The organism is Pseudomonas sp. MF09150 (assembly GCF_059862355.1).
The window spans coordinates 507,347-532,031 of the sequence record NZ_JCBCUS010000004.1 but is presented as its reverse complement, the minus strand read 5'-3'; the positions used below and the strand labels follow the sequence as shown (position 1 = coordinate 532,031).

Below are 24,685 nucleotides of genomic sequence, written 5' to 3'. Positions count from 1 at the left end.
GTCAGCAGTGCCCCGCGCCCGGGTTGGAAAAACGCCCTTGAGGCACAGTGTTATCTATTCAGGAGGTACCGATGAGCGTGGCAACAGAAGCAACGGTTCACTTGTTTTCCTATGGCACCCTGCAAGACAAAGCCGTACAGATCGCCAACTTCGGCCGCGAGTTGAACGGCAGCGCCGACGCCATGCTGGGCTATGACCAGGCCTGGGTGGAAATCACCGACCCGCAAGTGCTGGCTGCCAGCGGCAAGACCCATCACCCGATCCTGCGTCCGGGCAGCGCGGCCAGTGCGCCGATCCCGGGCACCGTGTTTCAAATCACCCCGCAGGAGCTGGCCGCCGCGGACAGCTACGAAGTGGCGGACTACAAACGCGTCAGCGTGGCGTTGCAGTCCGGGATTCAAGCCTGGGTCTACGTCAGCGCGTAAGGCCCGGCAGTGGGTCTGCTAGGTGACCAGCAGGCCCACCGCCACCAATAGCCAGAGCACCACGCCGATCACGATAAAAACGTAGTTGATGGGCGTGAAGCGTGCGTTGCTCTGGCCTTGCGGGTCGCCGCCGGCGACATTCAGCCCGCGCTGGCCTTCGAAGGTCACCACGGCCTGCAGCGGAATCAGCGCCAGGTTGATGATGTCGAGCAGCGGCGCGCCGATGTTCTTTCTGACCATGGCATCGAGCACCTTGCTCGCAATCGCCAGCAATACAAACCAGGTCGCCAGTTCTGCATGCCGCCAAGGGTGGCTGCGCCCGTTTTGCTTGATCCAGGCATCGGCCTCGCGGTACAGGGCGTGGGTCCAGAAAATCGCAAAAAACGCCCGCGCCATGGGCCACATCGGCTGCTGGGTGGCCTGTTTGAACTGGCGCCAGTTCTGATAGGCCCAAAACAACTGGTACAGGCCAAACGTCAGTACGAACAGGGTCAGGAACTTGCCCCGTGACACCACGTAAAAAGCTTGTTGCTCCTGCACTGGGGTGTGCAGCAGCGGCGCCTGTGGCGGTGAATAAAGGTTATCGGACACGTTCACTCCCTGTGGTGATCTGGAAAATGTGCAACGTTAGCGCAGCCGTCGCGCGAAGCACAGGCGCTATTGCGACGGGTCACCCTCTGTTCGGTGGTGCGAAGTTGAACCTTGGGTATCAGGCTCGCTGGATCCATGAATACTGAAAGGCCTTGGCTTCCCCACGATGGTTTCGACGGCGGTAGCTGGCCAGGGCTTGGGTGGAGCAATAAGTGCACGATGGGCTGACGGCGACTTGCTCCGACGCGACGCCTTCGGCGTGCAGTTGCAGGAGGGCGTAGCGGTTCAGGTCAAACCACAGGCTGCCCGCCTGCGTCGGTGGTGGCGGTGCTATGGCTGGAGCCCGTTGCGGCTGGGGTTGAGCGTCGAACCAGGGCGGTTGTGTGCCTTGCCAAAGATGCCCCTGGGTCGCTTCCAGAGTGGCGATAAACCCGGGGCTCACTTCATAGCAGCACGGCTTGATCGCGGGGCCGATGGCAATCCTCAACTGCTGGCGTGAAACGCCCTCTGCTTCAAGGCGCTGTAACGTATGGCCGATGATGCCGCGCTGCAAACCCTGCCAGCCGCCATGAATGGCCGCCACCAGTGCGCCGTCGGCGGAGGCGACCAGGAGCGGCAGGCAGTCGGCGGTAATCACCGCAATGGGGCGCCGGCTGCGAGTGAAGACCGCGTCGGCCTCGATCACTCCGGCGGGCTGTCTCTCGTCGATTTCAATCACCGTGGCGGTGTGAGCCTGGGCGCAGAAGAACAACGACGCGGGTCGCGGGGCATCGACTGCGGCGAAGTCATGTTCGATGCCCGGCAGTTGGCTCAGGATGGCTGCGGGAAAACTCATGGCCGGTTGCTCTGTTCCATACAAAGAGGAGGCAGAGCATAGCGGGATCCAGCCTGTCGTGGCGGGAGCTGTCAGGCGATATCGATCACCACCTTGCCCACGGCCGTGCCTTGCTCGACGGCATCGTGGGCGGCGTGGGCCTCGGTTAGGGTATAGCGCCGGGCATCCAGCAGCGGTTTGAAATGGCCTTGCTCGACCATCTGCGCCGCCGCCTTGAGGATGTCACCGTGATGGGCGCGGCCGTTGCCGCTGAGCATGGGCAGCAGGACAAATACCCCGGACAGGGTCATGCAGCGCAGCGAACCCACTGCCAGCCCATGCTGGCCAAAGGCGGCGCAACTGGCGATATGGCCGTAGTGGGCGATGGCGGCAAACGAGTCATCCAGGCTGGCACCGCCGACGGTGTCGTAGATCACATCGAACCCGGCCCCTGCGGTGTGGGCCGTCACGTAATCGGCGACGCCCTGGGTGCGGTAGTCGATGGTGGTCGCGCCGTAGCCTTCGACAATGTGCTTTTTACCGGCCGACACGGTGGCGAACACCTCGGCCCCCAGGGAGCGGGCAATCTGCACCGCTGCATGGCCTACGCCACCGGCACCGCCATGCACCAGCACCTTGTGCCCGGCGCCGACCTTGGCCCGGTCCACCAGCCCTTCCCAGGCCGTGAGGAACACCAGGGGCATGGCCGCCGCTTCTCGCAGGCTGAGGGTGCTTGGCTTATGGGCCAGCAAGCGGGCGTCCACCGCGGCGTATTCGGCCAACGAGCCTTGCAGGCCACGAACACCGCCGGTGAGGCCATAGACTTCATCGCCGACAACGAATTGGCTGACGCCGGCCCCCACGGCTTCGACCACGCCCGCCAGGTCGGTGCCGATGATCGCCGGCAGTTCCGGCATGGCGTACGGCGCGTTGCCGGTGCGGATCTTGTAGTCGATCGGGTTGACCCCGCTGGCGACTACCCGCACCAGGACTTCGCCGGGACCGGCCTGGGGCAGCGGCACCTGGCTTTCGCTGAAGCGGCCGCTGGCGTAATCGTGCAGCACCAAGGCGCGCATGGTGGTGGGCAGGGACATGGTCAAACCTCGAATCAATGACGGGGCGGTGATCGCCGCCGTGGATGGGTAGAATTATTGGTCGCCGGTGCCTGACTGTAAATCAGGCACTTTTTAGTGCCCAAGACCTGCGGAAGTCACCATGAGCGATCTCACTTACGTTCCTGTAGCCGGTCCCCTGATCGTCGAAGAAACCTGCCCACCACGGCGCATTCATACGCTGCTGTCGACCAAGTGGACCTCGATGGTCCTGTACTGCCTGAGCTTCGGAGCCTCGCGCAGCAGCCAGTTGCAACGCAGCATGCCGGGCATCTCCCAGAAAATGCTGACCCAGACCTTGCGCGAGCTGGAGCGCGATGGCGCAGTGGCCCGTACCGTATTGCAGGACATGCCACCGCGGGTGGAGTACGCCCTCACGCCCCTGGGCTGGCGCTTTGTCGAGCCCTTGAGGGCCCTGTATTCGTGGGCTGACGAGAATGCCGATGCGCTGGATGAGTTGATGCATAACCGTGAGCGGATGGGGGCTGCACAGGCCATGTGAACGCGGGGGGATTACACCGGTTTGACCGGCTTGATCAGGCTTTGCGCGGGGATACCGAACAGCTGGTGCAGTTTCCAGATCATCGGCAGGGTCAGCGCGCGCTTGCCATTGAGCACTTCGTACACCCGGTTGGTACGGCCGATGGCGGGTACCAGGTCGGCCACCGACAATCCCGACTGTTCCATGCGGAACTTGATGGCCTCGATCGGGTTCGGCAGGTCGACTGGAAAGTGCTTGGCCTCATAGGCCTCGATCAGGGTCACCATCACGTCGAAGTAATCGCCTTCAGGGGTACCGGGGGTGGGCTCGTCATCAAAAAATGGCGACACATTTTTCAGCGCCGCGCGGTAGTCCTGGTCGGTGTGAATAGGGCGAATATTCATGCTTGCTCCATATCAATGCGGTCGGCGTCGATGGCGTCGTACTGCGCATGGGTGCCGACGAACTTTATGTAGAGGGCGCCGAAGCGGTAGGCCACGGCGACCACCAGCCGGTAGTCATTACCTTTGATGTTGAACACGACCCTGCGGCTTTTGAGAATGCTGGCGCTGCGGTACTGTTCCTTGATTTGCACAGGGGTGGACCAGTGGGCGGTTTTTGCCTCGTCAATCCAGGCCAGGAAGGCTTGTTCCGAATCGGGGTGCTTCTCCCAGAAGGCCTTCAAATGATTGATGGCGATAATTCTCATGGCGGGATCCTAGTCCCATCCCGGGACCTAAACAAGTCAATGGGGAGAGTAGGCGATGGACGGGCAGAGGGTTCTGCCCGTCTTGGGTCAGCGCCGTTCAGACGCCGCCGCTAGCGCAGCGTGCACATCATCCATCGCTGCCCTGGCCATCTCTCCCAAGTAATGTGCTGCCCAAGCATAGCGGTCGACCTGGGGTTCCAAGGCGGCTTCCAGAGAGAACTGTTTTGCCAGATGTAGCAGCGCCGAGGCATGCGCCAGGGCATCGGCTGCGGGCACATCGGCATTGACCCGAAACAGCGGGTGGGGGTGTTCGCCCCAGTCGGCAAAGGCGATATCGCCGAGGGTGGTGAGCGTAGGGGACGGAGCTGGGGTGTGGTTCATGGTGACGACTCCTTTCGTGTTGGGAACCTCCACCGCCTGCCGCCAAGCAGGTTAGGGTGGCGGATTGCACAAGGTTGGCGGACCGGCACGAAAGGAACCGGCACCCCCGAAGGGGTCCCTGCGCAATCCGCCATGACACAGAAAAGCGGGCACAAAAAAAGCGCCTGCAATCGTGTTATTGGCGCTGTTGCGCCTTTCGTGGGCGGGCCGCCAAGCCCGGTCGCTGATTGGGCAGCGACGGACGGAGAATAATGGCCCAGGGCCGCGCTGCAGCGGCGTAGCTGCGACATTCTGTGACGGTGCAGTTGGAAATGTTGTTTTTGGCAGGAAATGGTTTGAGAAGGCTCTGACACTTCAGTGATCGAACAAGCGAAAAGTACCCTGTGGCGAGGGAGCGTGCTCCCGATGGGGCCGCCGGTGGGCCGGTGCGAAGCAGTCCGCTTTTTAGGGCCGCTGCGCGGCCCCATCGGGAGCAAGCTCCCTCGCCACAGGTGTTGCGTGTTGATCGCTCATGACACATTTCTTTTTTGCCTGCGCCGCCCACTCAAGGCTAGGATGCGCGCCCTGTTGCGCATCTTGCCTTTGCGCTGCGCGATATCGGCTAATTCCAAGGGTGTTGAACCGCCCCTCCAGGCAAAAGGAGTTGCTTGTACGATGCGTCACGATATCCAGCTGCTGCTGGTTTTTTTCCTGATTGAAACCCTGACGTTGCTGCTGTTGCCGGTCTATAGCCCGTTCGATATTGCCTTGTTCAGTGGCCTTGGGGCCTTGCTGGCGGCGCTGATCACTGCTCGCCACAAAAGCCGCCGCCTGCGGGCGCCTGGCTGGCCGAGTGTGGTGGGGTGCGCCCTGGTTGCAGCCACGCTGTTTGCGGCTCTGTACAGCGCCAAGCTCTACCTGGACCTGGTGGTCAACGCCCGCAGTGGCGCGCGCTTCCCGGCACCGCAGTTGGACCTGGGCTGGACCTTCATCAAGGGCTGGAGCATCAGCCTGCTGACGGTGGGCGGCGCGCTGGCCTGGTTCGATCCGCAGGTCATGGGCGCCCCGGTGGCCGAGCCTGAAAGCAAACCCCGGGTGCCGCTGCATTTCGCCGGCGACGGCAGTTCACTGGCGTCCATCGGCGGTCGCCGCAGCGCCTGGTTCCCCGGCTTGGGACGGGTGTCCAGGCGCGATAAACACTTTGTCGCGCTGTTCTTTGTGCTGGCCGCGCTGATGGTGCTGGGCAATGTGCTGTGGGGCCTGGAGCGCACGGGCCTTGTACTCACCACCTGTATCGCCACCCTGGGCGCGGTGTGCCTCACTCGGCGGGTTTCTGCACCGCGCTGCGCCGATCAGCCCCTGTGGCCCTCGGTGTTGTTCTGCGCCCTGGCGGCGGCCTGCCTGTTTGCCGCACTGGTGATTGCGTGCCGGACCCTGGTGCTGGCTTTCTCCGACTTCCCCTGGACTTTTGTCGAGGTGATACAGCGCTCGCTGCTGCCGGAATTGGCCGAGGCCATGGGCGTGGTTTTTTTCACCGTGGCGACCCTGTTGGGTTTGCTGGATGCGCGGGTGTTGCGCGTCAGGGTTTTGGGGGCGCGCTGAGGGCCAGGTGTGTTTCGGCGCTATTGATGATGAAACGCTTTGCGTTCCTCCCGTGCGCCCGGCGTTGAGATCAATGCACGCCCCAACAGCTCGTGGCCGACTCGCTGTTCGCAGCACGTCCCAACCCCTTCAAACTGCGCTGATTTTAAATGCCTAGGAACGGTTGATAACCCGCGAGCACAGGTTCACCCTGGCCGCTCATTCATGGGAGTGCTGTGATCTGTACACCCACAGGTCCCGGTATTTTGGGGGCGTTTGCGCGGTGGCGCGGCGCTCCCGCACGGCAATGGAGTAGCCCGCACGATGCGTCTGGATATGAAACTGGTGGGCACCTTTGGTGCACTTGAGGCCTTGGCCATTCTGATGGTGGGTATAAGCAGCCTGTTCGAACTGGCGGTGTACACCGGGCTTGGAGCCCTGGCGGCGGCTTTTATTGTCCGTCGGCACAAGACGTCGAATGAATCGCGGGGGCGAATGGGGTCGCTGGTGTTTTGCGCTTCCTGGGGCGCCACGCTGTTCGCCTTGCTGTACTGCGCAAAACTGTACCTGACCCTGATGTTCGCCGGTGTCATGGGCTCGCCCTATGGCCTGTCGGCGCTGACTTTTGCCTGGATCTTCATCAAGTGCTGGGCGACGGCCTGGGTATCGATTGCCGTGGTGCTTGCGGTGTTCGATCTGGCCGTGCGTGATGCTTCGGCGATGAAAGGGCCTACTGCGCAGTAGGCCCCTTTCAGTTTCGGCTCAATCCCCCAACGCTTCACCCTCACGCCGTGGGTCGGCTCCGCCGGCCCATGAAGCTTTGCCCTGGGCGTCGCGCACGCGGACGATGGCCTGGGTGCCGCTGGTCATGTCGATCTCGTTCACTGCGTGCCCCTTGGCCTGCAACGCCTGTTTCAGGGCCGGTGTGAATTGGCCTTGCTCCAGTTCGGTGGGGCCGTTGCGGCTGCCGAAGTTGGGCAGGTTGATGGCGGCTTGCGGGTCGAGGTTCCAGTCGAGCATGCCAATCACCGACTTGGCCACGTACTCGATGATCTGCGAGCCACCGGGGGAGCCGACGGTGGCCAGCAGTTCACCGCTGGCGCGATCGAAGACCAGGGTCGGGGCCATGGACGAGCGCGGACGTTTGCCCGGCTGCACGCGGTTGGCCACCGGCTGGCCGTTTTCTTCGGGGATAAAGGAAAAGTCGGTCATCTGGTTGTTGAGCATGAAGCCCTGGACCATCAGGTGCGAACCGAAGGCGGCTTCCACGGTGGTGGTCATCGACACCGCGCCGCCCTGGTCATCCACCGCCACCACTTGCGAGGTGGAAATACGCATCGGAGAACGGTCCGGGGCGTACGCCACTTCAATCCCCTGCGGCTTGCCTGGCTGGGCCAGGCCCATGCTGCGCTCGCCGATCAGCGCCGCGCGTTGGGCCTGATAACCGGGGGCGACCAGGCCGGCCACCGGCACCGGCACGAAGTCGCTGTCCGCCACGTACAGGCCACGGTCGGCGTAGGCCAGGCGTTCGGCTTCGGCAATCAGATGCACCGCTTGCGGCGCCGGTTCGAGGCCGGCCGGCAGGTTGGTTTTCACCGGTTTGAGCGGCGCCAGGGCGTAGCGCGGGTCACGTGCCTCCAGCGCCTGCAAGGTGCCGAGGATCTGCGCCACGGCGATGCCACCGGACGACGGCGGCGGCATGCCACACACCTGCCAGCGTTTGTAGTCGCTGCACAGCGGCGCGCGCTCCTTGGCGCGGTAGCCTTGCAGATCGTCGAGCGACAGGCTGCCGGGGTTGGCGTGGCCCTGGACCTTGGCCACGATTTCCTCGGCGATCGGGCCCTGGTACAGGGCATTCGGACCTTCCTTGGCGATGCGTTTCAGCACCGCCGCCAGCCTTGGATTGTGCAACAGAGTGCCCACGGCCTTAGGGCTGCCGTCGCTGTTGAGGAAGTACCCGGCCATGTCCGGCGACTGCGCCAGATAAGGGTCGGCCACGATCATGCCGTGCAGACGCGGGGAGATCGGGAAGCCCTGTTCAGAAAGGCGGATAGCCGGCTCAAACAATTGGGCCCAGGGCAGACGGCCGTGTTGTTGATGGGCCAGTTCCAGGGCTCGCAAGACGCCCGGGGTGCCCACCGAACGTCCGCCAATCTGCGCCTTGGGAAAGGGCATGGGGCGACCGTCGGCTTGCAGGAACAGTTTTTCGCTGGCGCCGGCCGGTGCGGTTTCCCGGCCGTCGTAGGTGCGCACCGCCTTGCCGTCCCAGAGCACGATCATCGCGCCGCCGCCGATGCCCGAAGACTGCGGTTCCACCAGGGTCAGCACGGCTTGCATGGCAATTGCCGCGTCGATGGCCGAGCCGCCCTGGCGCAAGATCTCGCGCCCGGCGTGTGCTGCCAGCGGGTTGGCGGCGGCGGCCATGTGCTGGTCGGCATACCGGGTGTGCAGGTCGCTGCGGTAGCCCGAGGCGATTTCCGGGGCCGCGGGCAGGGCGGTGCTGGGAGGCGGGTTGTTGCAGGCACTGAGGGTGAGGGCGGCGGCTATCAGCGAGAGGGTGGTAAGCCGGCTATGACGCGGATGGAAGATCGAAAACACGCGTTGAACTCCGTTCACTGGGAAAATGATGTGTCGTCCGTGGCGGCAATGTACAGCAGTGGGCGGCCGGCTGTTCAGGCGGGGATGTCGGTTGCGGTGGGCTCTGCGCAGATCTCCCGGAGGCAGGCGCGCAGCCAGCGATGGGCCGGGTCGGCGTCCAGCCGTGGGTGCCAGAGCATGGACACGGTGATCGGCGCCAAAACCAGCGGCAGGGCAAAACTGTGCAGGCCCGTGCGCAGGGTGGCGGTATGCCGTTCAGGCACGGTGGCGATCAGGTCGTCGCCACGGGTCAGCGCCAGGGCACTGGCAAAGCCGCCGACGATGGCCACCTGCTGGCGCTGCAAGCCAAGGGTGTGCAGGGCGTGCTCGATCTGTTGCGGCCCTTTGTCCTGACCACGCCGCGAGACGCCGATATGCCGCCCAGCCGCATACAGCGCCGGGGTGATCGCCCCCCGGGTCAAGGGATGGTCCTGGCGCACAACGCCAATAAAACGGTCGCGGAACAAGGCCTGGGTCAGCAGTTCGGGCGCAGTGGTTTGACCCACCACGCCGGTCTCCAGGTCGACCGTGCCGTCGCGCAGGGGCGTGCTGTCCTTGTCGGGCTTGTGCACAAAGCGCAGTTGCACCCCGGGTGCCTCCTGGCTGATGCGGGCGATCAAGGTTGGGCCGAAGGTTTCGACAAAGCCGTCACTGGTGCGCAGGGTGAAGCTGCGCACCAGGCGCTTGAGGTCCAGCTGTTCGACGGGGCGCAACACGGCTTGTGCTTCTTGCAGCAGGCGGCTGACCTGCTCGCGCAATTCCAGGGCCCTCGGTGTGGCCACCAGCCCGCGCCCAGCCCGGACCAGCAGCGGATCGCCGGTGGTTTCACGCAGGCGCGCCAGGGCCCGGCTCATGGCCGACGGGCTCAGGTGCAGGCGTTGGGCAGCGCGCGTGACATTGCCTTCGGCGAGCAGGGCATCAAGGGTAAACAGCAGGTTGAGGTCGGGTTTTGACATGCAGCGACGTTAGCACAGGCGGGATCGAGGTATGGCGTCTGGTGCACACCTGAAGTGCAAATGCTGCGTCTTCCGCCTTGTCAGTGCGGGCCATACCCTGTTGCCAGCTGCATTGTGCGGCGCTCAAAAAGGGAGCACAGCGTGAAGCCGATCATTGCCCAACCGGAGCCTGCGCTGCGCGGGGTGCTCGCCAGCCTGTCACTGTCGATGCTGTTGTCCTCCCTCGGCACCAGCATTGCCAATGTCGGCCTGCCGGCCCTGGCCCAGGCGTTCGAGGCGTCTTTCCAGCAGGTGCAGTGGGTTGTCCTGGCGTACCTGCTGGCCATCACCACCTTGATCGTCAGCGTCGGCCGCCTTGGTGACCTGATGGGACGCCGGCGCCTGTTGCTGGCGGGCATTGCCCTGTTCACGCTGGCCTCCCTCGGGTGCGCCCTGGCGCCGAACCTGGGGTGGTTGCTCGGTGCGCGGGCGATCCAGGGCCTGGGGGCGGCGATCATGATGGCGCTGGCCATGGCCTTTGTGGGCGACAGCGTGCCCAAGGCGCAAACCGGCAGCGCCATGGGCCTGCTGGGGAGCATGTCGGCGATCGGCACAGCTCTGGGCCCGGCCCTGGGCGGCGTGCTGATTGCCTGGCTGGGATGGCGCGCGATCTTTGTGCTCAATCTGCCCCTGGGCCTGTTGGCCTTGGCCCTGGCCTACCGTTACCTGCCGGCCGATCGCCCACGCGCCGAGGCTGGGCCGGTCGGTTTTGACTACAGCGGTACCTTGCTGCTGGCCCTGGCACTCGCGGCTTATGCCCTGGCGACAACCCTCGGGCACGGCCGTTTCGATTGGCGCAATGCCGCGCTGCTGCTTACGGCGGCACTCGCCGGCGGGCTGTTTCTCTGGGGGCAGGGCCGGGTGGCGTCACCGTTGATTCGCCTGGCGTTGTTTCGCGAGCCATTGCTCGGCGCCAGCCTGCTCATGAATGGCCTGGTGTCGACGGTGATGATGGCGACGCTGGTGGTCGGGCCGTTTTATCTCAGCCGTGGGCTGGGGCTCGACCTGGCCGTGGTCGGTGCGGTGATGGCAATGGGGCCGGTGGTTTCAGCACTGAGCGGGGTGCCGGCGGGGCGCGTCGTCGACCAACTGGGGGCGCCCCGGGGTGTGGTGCTCGGGTTGTTCGGCATGCTCGCCGGGGCGGTTGCGCTGAGCGTGCTGGCACCGCTGTTCGGCGTCGTCGGGTATGTGGCCGGGCTGGTGATCCTGACCCCGGGTTATCAACTGTTCCAGGCGGCCAACAACACCGCGGTGATGCAGGACGTCCAGGCCGATCAGCGCGGCGCGATGTCCGGCTTGCTCAGCCTGTCGCGCAACCTCGGGCTGATCAGCGGTGCGTCCGTCATCGGTGCGGTGTTTGCGTTGGCGTCATCTGCCTCCGAGCTGAGTACGAGTGCGCCCGATGCCATGAGCCACGGCCTGCGGGTCAGCTTTGCCGTGGCCACGGGGTTACTGCTCATGGCCCTGGTTATTGCGCGCTGGTCGCAGCGCTCCCCAGGGGCCAGTCGTGCCGATTATGGGGGTTAGAAGTCGAGCTTTCCGCGCATCTCGGCGAAGGGAATCATCACGTGTTCGCGGTAGGCAGGGCGCTCCTGGAGGCGGGCGTACCAGGCCTCGACGTTGGGGATGACAGGGCGTTCGATCTCCAGCTCGAAGTAGCGATACAGGTTTGTGCCTGCCGGGATGTCCGCCAGGGAGAACTCGTTGCCGCCCAGGAACGGTTGCTGACTCAACACCTGGTCGAGCAACTGAAAATGCTCGGCGCAGCGCTGGACACTGGCCTTGAGCGCCACGCTGTCCTGCTGCTCCTGCGGGGTCCGAAACCCGCCCCAGAACACCCCGTTGATAAAGGTGGTTTGCAGGCTGCACTGGGCCCAGTCCATCCAGCGATCGGCCACTGAGCGCTGCTCCGGGTTGTCGCTCCAGAGTGCCGTTGCGCCGTAAGTGGCCGCCAGGTACCTGAGGATCGCGTGCGACTCCCAGACCACGGTCTCGCCGTCCTTGATCAGCGGGACCCGGCCGTGGGGGTTCATGGCCAGGAATTCCGGTGTTTCCTTGATCCCGAAGCTGCCGCCGGCGGGAATGTGTTCATGGGCCAGGCCCAGTTCACCGATCAGCCACATGACTTTCTGCACATTGAACGCGCTGCGGCGTCCCCATACTTGAAGCATTGCCAACTCTCCTTGAGCGCCCATTGATGTCGAACCGTCCTGGCAGCAGTGCCTGCCCAGGAACGCCAGCGATCTTGAACAGGGGGCGGTGACAGCGCAAGGCTTGAGCACAGACTGAGGTGGATCGGCGGGGTGCTGATACTCGCGCCTTGCAAATTGACATCCAAACAACAAGAATGAGAACAATTACCATTAGTGCATGATTCGCATGGCCGACTTTCGCGCTCCTCCCCAAGATCCTTTCCAGCTTCTGTATGCGCAGAATCATCAGTGGCTTGAACGCTGGCTGCGCCGGCGCCTGGATTGCCATGCCGATGCGCAAGACCTGACGCACGACACGTTTGTGCGCAGTTGGAAGTCCTCCAGGCTTGAACAGATAGAGGAGCCCCGGGCATTTTTGTGCGTGATCGCCAAGCGGGTGCTGTGCACGTTCTGGCGGCGCGGCGAGCTGGAGCGCAGCTACTTGCAGGCCTTGGCCAGCCTGCCGGGAGATTGCTCACCGTCCGAGGAGGAGTTGGCGCTGTTGCGTGAAGCCCTCGAGTCCATCGACGCCATGCTCGACGGTTTGCCGGCCCGGGTGCGCCACGCGTTTTTGCTCAACCGTCTGGAAGGCATGACCCATCAGCAGATTGCCTCTGAGCTGGGGGCATCGGTGGCCAGCATCGAGCGCTGGATAAAACGCGCGGTGACTCAGTGCTACCTGGTCCAGATGGGATCGAGCCCGGCATGAGCCGCTCCCATGCTGAACTGACGCCAGTCCTGAAAGCCGCCATCGACTGGATGGTGCTTCTGGATTCCGGCAGCGCCAAAGCCCGTGACCGAGCAGCGTTCGAAGGCTGGCTGGCGGCCGATGCCGGCCATCGTCTGGCCTGGGAATCCCTCAACGGCGCGCTGGCTCCGGCGTTCACGCCGGTGGTGCAGGCTGACCGCTCGCTGCCCGGCAGTGCGCGCGCCGCGACCCAGGCGTTGCGTTCTTCGGGTGTCTCCCTCGAACGCCGGCGCCTGTTGCGCAATGGCTCTGCGTTGGCGCTGCTCCTTGGCCTGGGCACTTCGATCACGCTCCAGCGGCGCATGCCGTTACAGGGGCTGGTGAGCGATATCTACAGCGGCACCGCCGAACGCAAGCAACTGACCCTGCCCGATGGCAGCGTGTTGCTGTTGAACGCACGGACTACGGTGGATCTGGACTTCAGCGCCACGGCGCGCCGTCTGCGCCTGCATCAGGGCGAGTTGCGGATCCAGGTGGCGGCCGACCCGCTGCGGCCATTGCAGGTCGTGACGGCCCAGGGCTCGGTGCAGGCGCTGGGTACGTGTTTCAGCGTGCGCCAACTGCAACAGGAAAGCCTGGTCGGCGTGCAGCAACACAGCGTTCGGGTGACCAATCTCGTCGGCCAGCAGGCGCTGGTAAACGAGGGTGGGGCGTTGCGTTTTTCCCACGACCGGCTGCTGGCCCTGCCGGGTAATCAGCACCAGACCGATGCCTGGGTCACCGGCCGGCTCGAGGTTGAAAATGAATCGCTAGGCTCGGTGATCGAGGCGCTGCGGCCCTATCGCTATGGCCTGCTGCGGATATCCGAGGCGGCGTCGCGTCTGCGGGTCTTCGGCGTGTTCAGCCTGGACGACAGTGACCGTGCCCTGCAATCGCTGGCGCAGGTGCTGCCAATCACGGTCAGCCAATACGGTCCGCTGACCCTGATCGACCTTGCGTGACCCCTGCAAAAAAATCTCGATGGGATGAGGGCTTTTTCCAACTGGCTGGACATATCAGCAAGTGCCCACTCATTTCAGCGAGGAACCCCTTGAACATGTGTCCGACATTCTTGCGTCCCGCCACCCTGGCCACGGCCATCGCCCTGGCGTGCACCGGCGCTGCCACGGCCCTGGCCAGCCAGGCGGCCACTGCTGCCGAGGCCATTGCCCACTACGACATCGCGCCCGGCCCGATGGAACAGACCCTGCGCCAGGTCGCCCGGCAAAGTGCTCGCAGTATCGTCGCCGACCCGGCCCTGGTGCGCGGCAAGAGCGGTGCCGCGGTGCGTGGTGATTTCAGCCCCGAAGCCGCGGTGCAGCAGGCGCTGCGGGGCAGCAGCCTGCAACTGCGAGTCACCGCCAATGGCACCCTGACTCTGGAGCCCGCAGTCAGCGGCGATACGCTGCAACTGGGGGCCACCAGCGTGGTTGGCCAGGCCTTGGGCGAGGTGACCGAGAACACCGGTTCCTACACCACGGGCAGCATGAGCAGCGCCACCAAGTTTCAGGCCTCGGCACGGGAAACGCCGCAGTCAGTGACCGTCGTCACTCGCCAGCGCATGGACGACCAGAATATGCAGAGCCTGGAGGACATCTCCACCAACACCCCCGGCCTGACCCTGCGCCGAACCGGTGGCGAGCGCCCGGAGTTCTACTCCCGCGGCAGCGCCGTCGAAAACATCATGATCGACGGCCTGCCCATCGCTTACGACAGCGACACCCTGGGCACCTCGACCCTGGCCATGTTCGACCGCGTGGAAGTGGTACGCGGCGCCTCGGGGTTGATGGTGGGCTCGGGCAACCCTTCCGGGACCTTGAACCTGGTGCGCAAGCGCCCGACTGTCGAGCCGCAGGTATCGATCACCGCCGGGGCCGGTTCCTGGGACAACTATCGGACCGAGATCGACGCCAGCAGCAAGCTCAACCAGGCCGGGACTGTCCGCGGTCGGGTGGTCGCGGCCTTCCAGGACAAAAACAGCTTCACGGACTCCTACAGCAGCAAGCGCCAGTTGCTGTACGGCATCAGCGAGTTCGACCTGTCCGAAGCCACCACCCTGACCCTGGGCGGCTACTACAACCGCGAGGACAATCCCGGTGCAGACTGGAATGGTTTGCCGACCCAGGTCGACGGCGGTTTCCTGCCCCTGAGCCGTTCCTCCCGACTGACGCCGACCTGGACCTACTGGGATAAAAAGAACCAGAGCCTGTTCGCCGAAGTCGAGCATCGCTTCGATAACGACTGGAAGCTGCGGGTCAACACCACGTGGCTCAAGAGCAACCTGGAAATGCTCGGAGGCAGTTTCTACCGTGACGCCACCGACACCCTGCATCTCAACGCCGGTCGCTACAGCTATGAGCACGCTCAGAAAAGCATCGATGGATATGCCCGCGGGCCCTTCAGCCTGTTCGGCGCAACCCATGAACTGGTGGTGGGTGCCAGCTATCGCCGCGAAGACACCCATGACGGGCCTGGCGGCGGCCCGGACGAGAACTTCAACTACCTCGTCGACCCGCTGAATTTTGACTACAAGGCGGTGCCCAAGCCGCAGATCGTCTACAACTGGTCGCGCAAGGGGCTGGTGGATCAGACCAGCACCTATGCGGCGCTGCGCTTCAATCTGCGCGATGACCTGAAGCTGATTCTCGGTTCGCGGCTGGACTGGTACGAGCACGATATAAAAACCGTGTCCGGCACCTATGCCTTTGGCGAACCCTACAAGGCGACCCGTGAGCTGACGCCCTATGCCGGGTTGATTTATGACCTCAACGACACCTATTCGGTGTACGCCAGCTGGACCCGGATCTTTCATCCGCAAGAGTACGAAGACTCATCGGGCGGGATTCTCGAGCCGGTCACCGGAACCAATCTTGAAACGGGCCTGAAGGCCGAGTACTTCGACGGCGCACTCAATGCCAGCGCGGCGATCTTCCAGCTCAATCAGGAAAACCTGGCCAAATCCCTCGCCTTCAGCCAGTGCCTGCAGGGCCAGGACGCCTGTTATGAGGCCAGTGGCGAAGTCCGCACCCGGGGTATCGAGTTCGAGCTGTCTGGTGCGGTGGCGCCGGGCTGGCAGGCCTCCGCCGGCTACACCTACGCGGCGGCCGAGTATGTGAAGGGCGTCGATCAGGCGCAGAAAGGCGATCGCTACGACAGCGACAGCCCCTACAACCTGTTCAAGCTGGCCACCAGTTACCAACTGTCTGGTGCATTGGACAGGTGGACCGTCGGGGGCGCCTTCAGGTCGCAAAGCCGGACCTACACCAGCTTCAACGTCAAGCAGGGTGGTTACAGCATCACCGACCTGATGACCAGCTACCGCCTGACCGACAACCTCAAAGTACAAGCGAACATGAACAACGTGTTCGATAAGCGCTATTACCAGAGCATCAGCAACTCGGCCGGGGCCAACCTGTTCGGTGACCCGCGCAACCTGATGTTGACTGTGAAGTGGTCGATGTAGCCAAACCCAGCGTCGATGCAGCGGGTTCACGATAATGGGCGGGCCCGCTCCGACTCGCGCAGCGTTGATCCCGGGCACCCGTCGACAACGGGCGTTGCCCGTCCGGCTGGTTGCCGGGAGGCTGCCAAGTGGTGATCGACGTGCTCTTGCTCAGCCTTGATAACGGCGTCGGTGCAGCGATTGGACCGTTTGCAGAAAGCGTTTCTCATCAGCCATGGGTGACTCTTTGGCGCTGAAGACGTTTTTGATTCGGGTGAGCTCGACCCGTGTTCGCTCTTTTTCAGCCTGGGCCAGTTCAGGGAATTCAAGCAGCAGCGCCTTGTTGCCCCGGGTGATGTGTTCCATCACCGCCAGCGCGATGTGCTCACGCACCAGCCCGGCCGAGACGTAATACATGGCCCAGGCTTGTTCGGGCGAGCAGTGACCGATTTGCTCTTCGATCTCCTTGTACGCTTTGTAATCGTCCGACTCCACGTTGCGCTGGCAATCGCCTCGGCACATGATTTTCTCCTTCCCTGGGACCTCGGTGACAACGCCGTTGTCATTCGGCTGCTCCCTGCCTGATTACGTGTGCTGCCTATAAACGCCGGCCACCGCGCGACAGCGGCGGATAGTCACTTAGTTGTGCCGAGTGTGGTACTCGGCCTGCCAATGACTAACTGCACCGCGCAGTCTTTTGATTTTTTATATAGCCCCTGGTCCCTCACGCCGTGTGAGGGAGCAGAGGCGCAATCAGTAATAACCAGGCCAGATCAAGTGCCGCTCTTGACCTTGGTCCATACGCGAGTGCGAATTCGCTCCAATTTCAATGGCAGCGGCTCAAGTGGAATAAGTGTGGCGATAGTATTCTTGTCTGGATAGATCCAGGGGTTGTCTCGCAACTTCTGCTCAACAAACTCAGAGGCGTCTTTATTGGCATTAGGGTACAGCGTGTGATTTGAAGTCTTGGCAATAACATTGGGGCGCAGCATGTAATTGATAAACGCCATGCCTTCCTTGGGGTGCGGAGCGTCTTTGAGCAGCACCAGGTTTTCCGACCAGACCAGTGCGCCTTCGCGAGGAAGGCTGTAGGCAATCTTGCGCCCCGTGTTGGACTTCTCATTGATGGCCTGCGCCGCAAGGGCACCATTGGCCCAGCCCACGACTGCGCAGATATTGCCATCCGCCAAGTCGGCATCGATTCTGGAAGAGTCGAAATAGAGAATGTAAGGACGGATTTTTAATAGCAGCGCCTGGGCTTTCTGATAATCCTCGGGATTTCTGCTGTTGCTCGGGAGCCCAAGGTAATTCAAGGCAATCGAAATGATCTCGCTGGGAGAGTCGAGCATGGCCACGCCACAGGACTTGAGTTTGCTGATGTTTTCTTCTTTGAAGATCAAGTCCCAGCTATTTACTGGGGCATTGTCGCCCAGTGCAGCCTTGACCTTATGTTCGTCATAACCAATACCGGTGGTGCCCCACAAGTAGGGCACCGCGTAGCGATTACCGGGATCATTGGCCGCGAGCAGGGCCAGGATATCTGGATCGATATGGGACAAATTGCTCAGTTGGCTGCGATCCAGTGGTTGAAGCACGCCCGCCTCGATCAGGCCCGGCAAGACATTGGAAGTGGCCACGACCACGTCATAGCCGGTGCGCCCCGCCATAACCTTGCTCTGCATCATCTCGGCGCTGTCAAAGGCATCCATATTGATTCTTGTGCCGGTCTCCCGCTCGAACTCCTTGGGGGTCTCCGGCGCCAGTAACCCGAACCAGTTGTACAGATGTACGGCGGGCTCTACCGCACTGACGGATGTGCTTATTCCGGCACTGAAAAGCGAGGCTAAAAAAATAGCTCGCAAATGCGACTTACTCATATGACTATCCCTGTCAACTCGATAGGCCCTCATGGCCATCGTAAGCTAGGGGCTGAATATACTCGGCATCGTCGAATAGTAAATACCTACAAATACTTACCTCTGACCCATGAATTCCTAACCCTAAAGGGGTAGACAATGTCACTCGACCTTCATGACCTGGTTTGGCACCGGTCGATTGGAAAGTTGATCATGCAACTGGACCGTCCGGAGTTCTGGAGCTCGCTTATTCGCGTATTGAATGAGTATGTGAAGATAGATAATTGGGTGGTATTGATTTTCAGCGATCAGCAAGTTCAGGTCATTAGCCTGCCTGAAGTGGCCGATGCCGAAGAGGTGGACGCCTTTACCCATCGCTATGTAAAAGGTCTTTATTTGCTGGACCCCTTTTATATTGCCAATCGTGAAGATCCGCAGAGTGGCTTCTTTCATATGCTCGATATTGCGCCGGAGCATTTTCTGGAGACCGAGTATTATCATCAGTACTTTGCGCAATACATTTCCGTCGATGAAGCGCAGTACAATGTTCAACTCGATGCGGATAGAACATTGTGTGTTTCATTTGGCAGTACCGTTCGATTCACCCAGGAGCAAATCGCGACACTTGAAATCATCAAGCCCTGGGTAATTGCATTGATGTATCAGCGCATGTCGTTTGAAAACAGCCTGGAAAAAAACATCACCGAGCCCCCTCTGTGGTCGGACACCATTGCTCAGTTGGGTGCGCAAATAACGGCGCGGGAAAAGGATGTACTCAAGTTGTTGCTGAGTGGCTTCTCCAGCAAGGAGATAGCCGGCAAGCTTTCCCTGTCCACGGAAACCATAAAGGTTCATCGGCGTAATATTTACGCCAAGTTCAATATCAAGTCGCAGTCCGAACTCTTCGCGCGTTTTTTCATGCCGAAGCAAGAGGGGCACACCCTCAGTTGAGACTGGCGCCTCCAAGGGCAGGCGTCGTTCGCACTGCGGCATGCGGTGGCGCAGAGAGAGGCGGCCGGAAACTACAGGACCGTCTTCAGCAGCCGAGGGCTTTTCTCCAGGCATAAAAAAACGGCCTACCTTGCGGTAAGCCGTTTTTAGTACTTGGTGGCTACACAGGGACTTGAACCCCGGACCCCAGCATTATGAATGCTATGCTCTAACCAACTGAGCTATGTAGCCAAGTGGCGCGCATTATTCGCGGAGAACGACATTGCGTCAAGCCTTTTTGTAAGAAATTTATCTACGCTATCAACCGTTTATCCAATTACCCCCGACTCAGCAGTGGCGAAGGGCAGCGCTGGAACCAGCGGCTGGCCTGTTCGTAGGCGTGTGCCAGTTGCAGCACGGCGAAGTCGGCCTGGTGCCGGCCGATGATTTGCAGGCCCATGGGCAGCCCGTCGGCATTGAAGCCGGCCTGCACATTGGCTACCGGGCAGCCGCTCAGGGTGCCGGGGATGACCACTTCCATCCAGCGATGATAGGTGTCCATGGCCACGCCCTGGATGCTGCGTGGCCAGGGGATGGTTTTGTCGAACGGGAACACCTGGGCGCTGGGCAGCAGCAGAAAGTCGAAGCGCTCGAACAGTTGGCTGATGGCGCGGTACCAGTGGCTGCGGCTGACCGAAGCGGCGTACACCTGACTGGCGCTGAGGCTGAGGCCGTTTTCCACCTCCCAGCAGGCTTCGGGTTTGAGCTGGGCGCGTTTCAGCGGATCGGCGTAGGCCGCGCCCAGGGAGCCGGCCACCAGCCAGTGGCGCAGGGTGCGCCAGCTGTCCCACAGCTGCTCCGGGGCGAAGTCGACCTGGGCCGCCTCGACGCTGCAGCCCACGGCCTCGAAGTCGGCGAAGGTGGCTTGGCACAGTTCGAGGATGCCTGGTTCCATCGGCAGGTAGCCGTTGAAGTCACCGAGCCAGCCCAGGCGCGTGCCCCGCAGGTCGCGCTCCAGGGGCTCGGCAAACGCGGCTCCGGATTCGGCGATGGACAGCGGCGCCCGGGCATCAAAGCCGGCCTGTACCGACAACAGCAGGGCGGCGTCACGCACGCTGCGGGCCATGGGGCCTTCATAGCCGAGCTGGTCGAAGAACAGATCGCTGCTGTCATCGAACGGCACCCGGCCCTGGGACGGGCGAAAGCCGAAAACATTGTTGAACGCCGCCGGGTTGCGCAGCGAGCCCATCATGTCGCTGCCGTCGGCCACCGGCACCAGGTGCATTGCCAGTGCGGCGGCGGCACCACCGCTGCTGCCGCCGGCCGTCTTGCTCGGGTCGTAGGCGCAACCGGTGGCGCCGAACAGCGCGTTGTAGCTTTGTGAGCCGAGGCCGAATTCCGGGGTGTTGCTCTTGCCGATGATGATCGCCCCGGCTGCCTTGATCCGCTCGACCATGATGCCGTCGCGCTGCGGCACAAAATCTTCATACAGCGGTGAGCCCAGGGTGGTGCGAATACCGTGGGTCAGCGACAGGTCCTTGATCGCGTGGGGCAGGCCGTGCATCCAGCCGTGGTATTCGCCGCGTGCCAGCTCTGCGTCACGCAGGTCAGCCTGGGCCAGCAGCGCCTGGGGCGGTTGCAGGCTGATCAGCGCATTCACCGCCGGGTTGAAGCGCTCGATATGGGCCAGGTAGGTCTGCATCACTTCGCGACAGGAAACCTGGCGCAGGCGGATGCGTTCGGCGAGTTCGTGGGCCTGCAGCAGGACCAGTTCGCTGATGGGGTTTGAAGTCATGGTGATGCTGCCTTGTAGACGACTTGAAGAAAGCGCCCCGCCGCAGCGGGGCGGTCGGGGGTCAACGCATCAGGTTGGTCCACAGGCGGTCGGCCAGGCGAATGGCGCCTTCGCCGCAGGTCTGGCTGAACACCACCTTGGTGCCCTCGGGAATATGCAGTTCGGGGGCATCCTTCAGGCCCGCGTCGAGGAAGGGTTCGACGCCCTTGATCGGGCTCTGGTGCTTGAGGAAGTTCTGAGTCATGGCCGCGTTCTCAGGCTGGCTGAGGAAGGCGATAAAGGCCCTGGCGTTCGCCGGGTTCTTGCTGCCCTTGGGGATGACCATGTTGTCGACCCAGGCCAGCACGCCTTCTTTCGGGTACAGGTACTTCAGGCTCGGTTTCATCTCCCGGGCGCGCATCGACGAGCCGCCCCAGAACATCGACATGTCGATTTCGCCGGCGGCCAGGTTTTCGCGGATGGAGCCGGCCTTGGAGCTGTAAGTCTTGACGAAGGGCTTCTGCGCCTTGAGCAGGGCCAGCACCTGTTGCAACTGCTTGGGGTCTTCGCTGCACAACGGAATGTTCAGGTACAGGCTGGCCATGTCGATCACATCGCTGACCGAATCGAACATGTTGATCCGCCCCTGCAACTCGGCCGGCGGCTCATACAGCACCTTGTAGCTGTCGGCCGGGCCCGCGTAGCGCTGGCTGTCGAGCACCACGCTGGTGGTGCCCCAGATAAACGGCATCGAGTAGGCGCCGTCCGGGTCCCAGGTCGGCCGTTGCAGGTTGTCGACCACGCTGGCGTAGTAGGGCTGCTTGATCGGGTCGAAGCGCTCCAGCAACTGCTCCTTGATCAGGATCGGCACGAACTGGTGCGAGGGAATCGCCACGTCGTAGCCGGTGCCGCCTTGCTTGAGCTTGGCCAGCAGCGTCTCGTTGGAATCGTAGGAATCCACCGTGACTTCAATGCCGCTCTGTTTCTGAAACTTGGCGAGGATCTCCGGCGAAAAGTAGCCGCTCCAACTCACCACGTTGAGTTTCTCCGCAGCCTGAACGCTGCCGACCATGGTCAGTGGCAGTGTCAGTAACAACGAGGCGCCGAGGCCTGTAATCAACTTGCTCATGCTATTTCCCCACAGTGCTTGGAAGGTTCAGGTTTTCTTTTTGCCCAGCAGATAAGAGAGGCTGACGAACAGCACCGAGACGCCGAGGATCAGGGTCGAAACGGCGTTGACGTCGGGGGTCACCCCCATGCGCAACAGGCCGAAGATAAAGATCGGCAGGGTGGTGGTGCCGGCCTGGGAGACCATCATCGAGATCACGAAGTTATCCAGCGAGACGATGAAGGCCAGCATCAGCCCGGAGAAAATCCCCGGCATCAGCAGCGGCAGGGTGACCTTGCGAAAGGTGCGCCAGGGGCCGGCATAGAGGTCGGCAGCGGCCTGTTCCAGAGACAGGTCCATGTCATTGAGCCGGGCGCGGATCGGCAGGTAGGCGAACGGGATGCAGAACACCGTATGGGCGATGATCAGGTTGCCGTAGCCCAGGGACAGGCCGATGGTGGAAAACAGCGCCAGGGTGGCGACGCCGACCACGATTTCCGGCAGCACCAACGGCAGCATGATGGCGCCCATGGACAGTTGCAGGCCCTTGAACCTGGCGCCGCGCGAGGTACCCAGCGCCGCGAGGGTGGCAATCGCGGTTGCGATGCTGCTGGCGCAGACGGCGATCAACAGGCTGTTGCCCGCTGCCTGGCGCAAGGCCTGGTTGGCGAAGGCGGCGCGGTACCAGTCGAGGCTGAAACCGCTCCATACCGTGGCCGACTGGTTGGCGTTGAAGGAGAACACCACCAGCACCACGATCGGCGCGTAGAGGTACAGGTAGAACAGGAAACTGAAGCCGCCAAAGCCGGGGAAGTCCTGCACGCCCAGGCCGTTTCGCTTGAATAGACGCAGCATCATGCACCCTCCCGGGCAACGCGCTGGCGCTGAGCGCGCAGGGCATACAGGGTCAGGACCAGCATCACCGCCGCCATCAGCACCAGCGACAACGCGGCACCGAACGGCCAGTTACGGGCGTCGCTGAACTGACGGAAGATCAGGTTGCCAAGCATCATCCGCGTACCGCCGCCCAACAGCTCCGGAGCAATCATCGCCCCCAGGCAGGGCACGAAGGTCAGGATTGCACCGGCGATAATTCCCGGCCTGGCAATCGGCAGCACCACCTTGCGCAAGGTGCGCAGGCGCCCGGCATACAGGTCCTGGGCAGCCTCCAGCAGGCGCGTGTCCATTTTTTCCAGGGTGGCGTAGATCGGCAGCACCACGAACGGGGCGTAGGTGTAGACCAGGCCCAGCAGCACCGCGCCGTCGGTGTAGAGCAGTTGCAGCGGCTGGTCGATCAGGCCCAGGCCGAGCAGGCTGTTGTTGATGACCCCGGTGTTACGCAGCAGCAGGATCCAGGCGTAGGTGCGGATCAGCAGGTTGGCCCAGAACGGCACCGTGATCAGGAAGATCAGCAGCCCGCGCCGCTGCACCGGCTGCATGGCCAGCCATACGGCCACTGGGAAGCCGATCAGCAGGGTGATCAGGGTCGTCAGCCCGGCAATGCCGATCGAGCGCAGGGCGATGACCAGGTAGGAATCGGTGAAGGCCAGGCTGTCGTCCAGTTGCCGCTCGAACAGCAGCGAAGTGTAGGCATCGCTGCTCAGGACCTTGTTGACCCCACCGTAGGGGTTGGCCTCCATCAGCGAGTAACCGATGACGATCAGGATCGGCACCAGCAGAAACAGACCGATGGCGAGCAGCGCCGGGCTGACCCCGAGAAAACTGTGCAAGGCCCGGCGACGTTCCAGGTTGTGAGTGATCGGTGAAGCGTGCATGGCGAACCCTCGTGCTCAATCCAGCAGGACGCTGGCGCTGCCGCGGTCGAAGTGCAGGCCGGCGTCACTGCCTACGGCAAAACGCTGGCTGTGGTCGACGCTGTTGGGGGTGCGCACGGTGAGGCGCGACCCGTCGCTGAGGCTGACCTGGTATTGCAGGTCGGTGCCGAGGTAGATCTGCGCCTCGATGCGGCACGGCAGTGTGCCCTGGCTGCCGGCCGGCACCAGGTGCAGGCGTTCCGGGCGTACCGACAGGGCGACCGTGGCGCCGACCTGGACCTCGCTGCAGGGCTGGGCCGGCAGCGGATGCCCGGCGGGGCCGGCGAACCAGGCCAGGCCGGCCTCGACCCGGGTCACGGTGCCCTGGATAAAGTTGGTTTCGCCGATAAAGTCGGCGACAAACCGGTTGCGCGGTTGTTCGTAGATGTCTTGCGGACGGCCCACTTGCTGCACTTCGCCTTCCGACAGCACGGCAATGCGGTCGGACATGGTCAGGGCTTCTTCCTGATCATGGGTGACGAAGATAAAGGTGATGCCGGTCTTGGCCTGGATCGCCTTGAGCTCTTCGCGCATGGCCTGGCGTAGCTTGAGGTCGAGTGCCGACAGGGGTTCGTCCAGCAGCAGGACTTTGGGATGCGGCGCCAGCGCCCGGGCCAGGGCCACTCGTTGCTGCTGGCCGCCGGAGAGCTGGTTGGGACGGCGCCCGGCGAAGCGTTCCATCTGCACCAGGGCCAGCATTTCGCGAACCCGCTCGGCGATCTGCGCCTTGCTCAAGACCTTGCCCATGGGCTGCGACTCAAGGCCGAAGGCCAGGTTCTCGGCGATGCTCATGTGCGGGAACAGGGCGTAGTGCTGGAACACAGTGTTGACTGGGCGCTTGAACGGCGGGCGGTCGGCGATGTTTTCGCCATAGAGCAGGATCTCGCCCTGGGTCGGAAACTCGAACCCGGCAATCATCCGCAGGAGGGTGGTTTTACCGCAGCCGGAAGGGCCGAGGAGGGTGAAGAACTCGTTGTCGCGAATGTCCAGGTCGATGTTTTTCAAGGCCACCGGGCCGCTGTGCGGATCACCGTAGACTTTGCGCACCGAGCGGATAGACACAGCCAGCGTTTGCAGCGAATGCGCAGCATTCATGCGTAACCTCCGATTCCCCCATCGCCTGCGAACGCCCGGAAA

General features: G+C 62.7%; 25 protein-coding genes and 1 tRNA gene. 9 read left to right on the top strand and 17 right to left on the bottom strand.

Annotated elements, in window-relative coordinates; genetic code table 11:
• Positions 1-71: 71 nt before the first annotated feature.
• Entirely contained in the window at positions 72-425 is a 354-nt protein-coding gene (locus AC19YX_RS18685) for a gamma-glutamylcyclotransferase family protein (protein ID WP_421548782.1), read from the top strand.
• An 18-nt stretch (positions 426-443) separates the two neighbouring features.
• On the opposite strand, the gene AC19YX_RS18680 is transcribed toward AC19YX_RS18685, so the two are convergent.
• The 3 genes from AC19YX_RS18680 to AC19YX_RS18670 form a co-directional block, all read right to left on the bottom strand.
• Complete coding sequence (locus AC19YX_RS18680; RefSeq protein WP_201127944.1) at positions 444-1,016, bottom strand: hypothetical protein; 573 nt, start codon at positions 1,014-1,016, stop codon at positions 444-446.
• 118 nt (positions 1,017-1,134) lie between these two features.
• On the bottom strand, positions 1,135-1,851 hold the full coding sequence (locus AC19YX_RS18675; RefSeq protein ID WP_078472471.1) for a purine nucleoside phosphorylase YfiH/LACC1 family protein: 717 nt from the start codon (positions 1,849-1,851) through the stop codon (positions 1,135-1,137).
• Positions 1,852-1,922: 71 nt separating this feature from the next.
• The gene (locus tag AC19YX_RS18670) at positions 1,923-2,924 is read right to left on the bottom strand and encodes a zinc-dependent alcohol dehydrogenase family protein (protein WP_500606746.1); all 1,002 of its coding nucleotides are present in this window, start codon (positions 2,922-2,924) and stop codon (positions 1,923-1,925) included.
• Between the two features lie 121 nt (positions 2,925-3,045).
• On the opposite strand from AC19YX_RS18670, the gene AC19YX_RS18665 reads away from it, so the two are divergent.
• A complete protein-coding gene (locus tag AC19YX_RS18665; RefSeq protein ID WP_020297680.1) occupies positions 3,046-3,444 on the top strand; it encodes a winged helix-turn-helix transcriptional regulator in 399 nt (132 codons plus the stop codon).
• An 11-nt stretch (positions 3,445-3,455) separates the two neighbouring features.
• Here the strand turns inward: AC19YX_RS18665 and AC19YX_RS18660 are convergent, their stop codons facing one another.
• The 3 genes from AC19YX_RS18660 to AC19YX_RS18650 all read right to left on the bottom strand — a co-directional run bounded on the left by AC19YX_RS18660 (position 3,456) and on the right by AC19YX_RS18650 (position 4,513).
• Positions 3,456-3,827 carry a helix-turn-helix domain-containing protein gene (locus tag AC19YX_RS18660; protein ID WP_078472470.1) on the bottom strand — a complete coding sequence of 124 codons (372 nt, stop codon included), beginning with the start codon at positions 3,825-3,827 and terminating at the stop codon, positions 3,456-3,458.
• Entirely contained in the window at positions 3,824-4,132 is a 309-nt protein-coding gene (locus AC19YX_RS18655) for a type II toxin-antitoxin system HigB family toxin (RefSeq protein ID WP_500606745.1), read from the bottom strand. The genes AC19YX_RS18660 and AC19YX_RS18655 overlap by 4 nt, the downstream gene beginning before the upstream one ends.
• Before the next feature lie 87 nt (positions 4,133-4,219).
• A complete protein-coding gene (locus tag AC19YX_RS18650) occupies positions 4,220-4,513 on the bottom strand; it encodes a DUF3077 domain-containing protein (RefSeq protein WP_500606744.1) in 294 nt (97 codons plus the stop codon).
• 654 nt (positions 4,514-5,167) lie between these two features.
• On the opposite strand from AC19YX_RS18650, the gene AC19YX_RS18645 reads away from it, so the two are divergent.
• Both AC19YX_RS18645 and AC19YX_RS18640 read left to right on the top strand, forming a co-directional pair.
• Complete coding sequence (locus tag AC19YX_RS18645; RefSeq protein ID WP_500606743.1) at positions 5,168-6,094, top strand: hypothetical protein; 927 nt, start codon at positions 5,168-5,170, stop codon at positions 6,092-6,094.
• 303 nt (positions 6,095-6,397) lie between these two features.
• Positions 6,398-6,817 (top strand): hypothetical protein, encoded by a 420-nt coding sequence (locus tag AC19YX_RS18640; protein ID WP_078472466.1) that lies wholly within the window; start codon positions 6,398-6,400, stop codon positions 6,815-6,817.
• Positions 6,818-6,835: 18 nt separating this feature from the next.
• Here AC19YX_RS18640 and ggt read toward each other — a convergent pair whose 3' ends face one another.
• Together ggt and AC19YX_RS18630 are read right to left on the bottom strand one after the other, a co-directional pair.
• Positions 6,836-8,671: a gamma-glutamyltransferase gene (gene ggt, locus AC19YX_RS18635; RefSeq protein WP_500606742.1), complete on the bottom strand. Its 1,836-nt coding sequence runs from the start codon at positions 8,669-8,671 to the stop codon at positions 6,836-6,838.
• A gap of 74 nt (positions 8,672-8,745) precedes the next feature.
• The gene (locus AC19YX_RS18630; RefSeq protein ID WP_421548777.1) at positions 8,746-9,666 is read right to left on the bottom strand and encodes a LysR family transcriptional regulator; all 921 of its coding nucleotides are present in this window, start codon (positions 9,664-9,666) and stop codon (positions 8,746-8,748) included.
• A 141-nt stretch (positions 9,667-9,807) separates the two neighbouring features.
• Here AC19YX_RS18630 and AC19YX_RS18625 point away from each other — a divergent pair, with 141 nt between their 5' ends.
• On the top strand, positions 9,808-11,232 hold the full coding sequence (locus AC19YX_RS18625; protein WP_500606741.1) for an MFS transporter: 1,425 nt from the start codon (positions 9,808-9,810) through the stop codon (positions 11,230-11,232).
• On the opposite strand, the gene AC19YX_RS18620 is transcribed toward AC19YX_RS18625, so the two are convergent.
• Positions 11,229-11,876 carry a glutathione S-transferase family protein gene (locus tag AC19YX_RS18620; protein ID WP_500606740.1) on the bottom strand — a complete coding sequence of 216 codons (648 nt, stop codon included), beginning with the start codon at positions 11,874-11,876 and terminating at the stop codon, positions 11,229-11,231. The two genes, AC19YX_RS18625 and AC19YX_RS18620, sit on opposite strands and share 4 nt — an antisense overlap.
• 199 nt (positions 11,877-12,075) lie before the next feature.
• Here AC19YX_RS18620 and AC19YX_RS18615 point away from each other — a divergent pair, with 199 nt between their 5' ends.
• The 3 genes from AC19YX_RS18615 to AC19YX_RS18605 all read left to right on the top strand — a co-directional run bounded on the left by AC19YX_RS18615 (position 12,076) and on the right by AC19YX_RS18605 (position 16,087).
• Entirely contained in the window at positions 12,076-12,606 is a 531-nt protein-coding gene (locus AC19YX_RS18615) for a sigma-70 family RNA polymerase sigma factor (RefSeq protein WP_020297670.1), read from the top strand.
• On the top strand, positions 12,603-13,586 hold the full coding sequence (locus AC19YX_RS18610) for a FecR family protein (RefSeq protein ID WP_500606739.1): 984 nt from the start codon (positions 12,603-12,605) through the stop codon (positions 13,584-13,586). Before AC19YX_RS18615 ends, AC19YX_RS18610 begins: the two co-directional genes overlap by 4 nt.
• Positions 13,587-13,681: 95 nt before the next feature.
• Positions 13,682-16,087 (top strand): TonB-dependent siderophore receptor, encoded by a 2,406-nt coding sequence (locus AC19YX_RS18605; protein WP_500606738.1) that lies wholly within the window; start codon positions 13,682-13,684, stop codon positions 16,085-16,087.
• Positions 16,088-16,237: 150 nt separating this feature from the next.
• Here the strand turns inward: AC19YX_RS18605 and AC19YX_RS18600 are convergent, their stop codons facing one another.
• Together AC19YX_RS18600 and AC19YX_RS18595 are read right to left on the bottom strand one after the other, a co-directional pair.
• Positions 16,238-16,588 (bottom strand): hypothetical protein, encoded by a 351-nt coding sequence (locus tag AC19YX_RS18600; protein ID WP_238596188.1) that lies wholly within the window; start codon positions 16,586-16,588, stop codon positions 16,238-16,240.
• A gap of 251 nt (positions 16,589-16,839) precedes the next feature.
• Positions 16,840-17,943 (bottom strand): polyamine ABC transporter substrate-binding protein, encoded by a 1,104-nt coding sequence (locus tag AC19YX_RS18595; RefSeq protein WP_078472459.1) that lies wholly within the window; start codon positions 17,941-17,943, stop codon positions 16,840-16,842.
• Positions 17,944-18,081: 138 nt separating this feature from the next.
• On the opposite strand from AC19YX_RS18595, the gene AC19YX_RS18590 reads away from it, so the two are divergent.
• Complete coding sequence (locus AC19YX_RS18590; protein WP_201127928.1) at positions 18,082-18,873, top strand: response regulator transcription factor; 792 nt, start codon at positions 18,082-18,084, stop codon at positions 18,871-18,873.
• Positions 18,874-19,027: 154 nt separating this feature from the next.
• Here AC19YX_RS18590 and AC19YX_RS18585 read toward each other — a convergent pair.
• From AC19YX_RS18585 to AC19YX_RS18560, 6 genes are all read right to left on the bottom strand, one after another.
• A tRNA-Met gene (locus AC19YX_RS18585) sits at positions 19,028-19,104 on the bottom strand.
• 85 nt (positions 19,105-19,189) lie between these two features.
• Positions 19,190-20,647 (bottom strand): amidase, encoded by a 1,458-nt coding sequence (locus AC19YX_RS18580; RefSeq protein WP_500606737.1) that lies wholly within the window; start codon positions 20,645-20,647, stop codon positions 19,190-19,192.
• A 61-nt stretch (positions 20,648-20,708) separates the two neighbouring features.
• Entirely contained in the window at positions 20,709-21,755 is a 1,047-nt protein-coding gene (locus AC19YX_RS18575) for an ABC transporter substrate-binding protein (RefSeq protein ID WP_500606736.1), read from the bottom strand.
• Positions 21,756-21,782: 27 nt separating this feature from the next.
• The gene (locus AC19YX_RS18570) at positions 21,783-22,592 is read right to left on the bottom strand and encodes an ABC transporter permease (protein ID WP_078472455.1); all 810 of its coding nucleotides are present in this window, start codon (positions 22,590-22,592) and stop codon (positions 21,783-21,785) included.
• Positions 22,589-23,509 carry an ABC transporter permease gene (locus AC19YX_RS18565; protein ID WP_078472454.1) on the bottom strand — a complete coding sequence of 307 codons (921 nt, stop codon included), beginning with the start codon at positions 23,507-23,509 and terminating at the stop codon, positions 22,589-22,591. The genes AC19YX_RS18570 and AC19YX_RS18565 overlap by 4 nt, the downstream gene beginning before the upstream one ends.
• A gap of 15 nt (positions 23,510-23,524) precedes the next feature.
• A complete protein-coding gene (locus tag AC19YX_RS18560) occupies positions 23,525-24,643 on the bottom strand; it encodes an ABC transporter ATP-binding protein (RefSeq protein ID WP_500606735.1) in 1,119 nt (372 codons plus the stop codon).
• Between the last annotated feature and the right edge of the window lie 42 nt (positions 24,644-24,685).

Excerpts from the sequence above, each read along its gene's own strand:
- AC19YX_RS18580 (WP_500606737.1), bottom strand. The coding sequence starts at position 20,647 with ATGACTTCAAACCCCATCAGCGAACTGGTCCTGCTGCAGGCCCACGAA.
- AC19YX_RS18605 (WP_500606738.1), top strand. The coding sequence starts at position 13,682 with ATGTGTCCGACATTCTTGCGTCCCGCCACCCTGGCCACGGCCATCGCC.
- AC19YX_RS18595 (WP_078472459.1), bottom strand. The coding sequence starts at position 17,943 with ATGAGTAAGTCGCATTTGCGAGCTATTTTTTTAGCCTCGCTTTTCAGT.
- AC19YX_RS18665 (WP_020297680.1), top strand. The coding sequence starts at position 3,046 with ATGAGCGATCTCACTTACGTTCCTGTAGCCGGTCCCCTGATCGTCGAA.
- AC19YX_RS18575 (WP_500606736.1), bottom strand. The coding sequence starts at position 21,755 with ATGAGCAAGTTGATTACAGGCCTCGGCGCCTCGTTGTTACTGACACTG.
- AC19YX_RS18615 (WP_020297670.1), top strand. The coding sequence starts at position 12,076 with ATGATTCGCATGGCCGACTTTCGCGCTCCTCCCCAAGATCCTTTCCAG.
- AC19YX_RS18685 (WP_421548782.1), top strand. The coding sequence starts at position 72 with ATGAGCGTGGCAACAGAAGCAACGGTTCACTTGTTTTCCTATGGCACC.
- AC19YX_RS18655 (WP_500606745.1), bottom strand. The coding sequence starts at position 4,132 with ATGAGAATTATCGCCATCAATCATTTGAAGGCCTTCTGGGAGAAGCAC.
- AC19YX_RS18620 (WP_500606740.1), bottom strand. The coding sequence starts at position 11,876 with ATGCTTCAAGTATGGGGACGCCGCAGCGCGTTCAATGTGCAGAAAGTC.
- AC19YX_RS18560 (WP_500606735.1), bottom strand. The coding sequence starts at position 24,643 with ATGAATGCTGCGCATTCGCTGCAAACGCTGGCTGTGTCTATCCGCTCG.
- AC19YX_RS18610 (WP_500606739.1), top strand. The coding sequence starts at position 12,603 with ATGAGCCGCTCCCATGCTGAACTGACGCCAGTCCTGAAAGCCGCCATC.
- AC19YX_RS18650 (WP_500606744.1), bottom strand. The coding sequence starts at position 4,513 with ATGAACCACACCCCAGCTCCGTCCCCTACGCTCACCACCCTCGGCGAT.
- AC19YX_RS18640 (WP_078472466.1), top strand. The coding sequence starts at position 6,398 with ATGCGTCTGGATATGAAACTGGTGGGCACCTTTGGTGCACTTGAGGCC.
- AC19YX_RS18590 (WP_201127928.1), top strand. The coding sequence starts at position 18,082 with ATGTCACTCGACCTTCATGACCTGGTTTGGCACCGGTCGATTGGAAAG.
- AC19YX_RS18565 (WP_078472454.1), bottom strand. The coding sequence starts at position 23,509 with ATGCACGCTTCACCGATCACTCACAACCTGGAACGTCGCCGGGCCTTG.
- AC19YX_RS18630 (WP_421548777.1), bottom strand. The coding sequence starts at position 9,666 with ATGTCAAAACCCGACCTCAACCTGCTGTTTACCCTTGATGCCCTGCTC.
- AC19YX_RS18670 (WP_500606746.1), bottom strand. The coding sequence starts at position 2,924 with ATGTCCCTGCCCACCACCATGCGCGCCTTGGTGCTGCACGATTACGCC.
- AC19YX_RS18675 (WP_078472471.1), bottom strand. The coding sequence starts at position 1,851 with ATGAGTTTTCCCGCAGCCATCCTGAGCCAACTGCCGGGCATCGAACAT.
- AC19YX_RS18600 (WP_238596188.1), bottom strand. The coding sequence starts at position 16,588 with ATGTGCCGAGGCGATTGCCAGCGCAACGTGGAGTCGGACGATTACAAA.
- AC19YX_RS18570 (WP_078472455.1), bottom strand. The coding sequence starts at position 22,592 with ATGATGCTGCGTCTATTCAAGCGAAACGGCCTGGGCGTGCAGGACTTC.
- AC19YX_RS18660 (WP_078472470.1), bottom strand. The coding sequence starts at position 3,827 with ATGAATATTCGCCCTATTCACACCGACCAGGACTACCGCGCGGCGCTG.
- AC19YX_RS18645 (WP_500606743.1), top strand. The coding sequence starts at position 5,168 with ATGCGTCACGATATCCAGCTGCTGCTGGTTTTTTTCCTGATTGAAACC.